Below are 550 nucleotides of genomic sequence, written 5' to 3' on the forward strand. Positions count from 1 at the left end.
GGCCAACACAATATCTGGCGAGTTTTCAAATTCTCTCAGAACCAGGTCCACTGCCGAGTTCCAGCAACCACTGGCACCATTGGACCTGTGGTTCTGCAGGTAAAAGACACTGCATCCTGATAAGGAAATAGAGTCTACGACCGACCTGTTAATTACCTTGTTTTCAGGTTCTGAGTCGTCACAAACGACCAGGTAATCCGGAGTAATGGTTTGGTTAGCAATCGATGCCAGAGCGCGAGATTTCAGTAGCTCTGGACGATTACAGGTCGCAATGATTGCGACAATTTTCAATGATAGTGGTTTCAAACTGTTTGCCGTTCCATGGTTTCAATCAAGCTTTGAAAAATACTTCAAGCTACTCCAGATCACGCACCCGCTCCGCAATCTCTCCAACCTCACAATCAAAAAACTCACACAACGCATCCAACACGTCAGTCGTTGTGCTGTAGCCCACTTTATTTGCGATCTTCGACAACGTGGTCCGGTGTACGCCGGTGGCGGTGGCGACTTCTTCCATCGTTATACGGCGTCCTTCCTTGAAGGATTTGTC

At 47.8% G+C, this 550-nt stretch carries 2 protein-coding genes; both read right to left on the reverse strand.

Going from position 1 to position 550, the window contains the following annotated elements; genetic code table 11:
• The coding region (locus tag Q4563_RS15660) for a glycosyltransferase family 2 protein (protein ID WP_303605120.1) at positions 1-306 on the reverse strand (306 nt) is incomplete at its 3' end.
• A gap of 49 nt (positions 307-355) precedes the next feature.
• A partial coding sequence (locus tag Q4563_RS15665) for a helix-turn-helix domain-containing protein (protein WP_303605121.1) occupies positions 356-550 on the reverse strand: 195 nt, incomplete at its 5' end.

This window comes from Gilvimarinus sp. 1_MG-2023 (genome assembly GCF_030548285.1).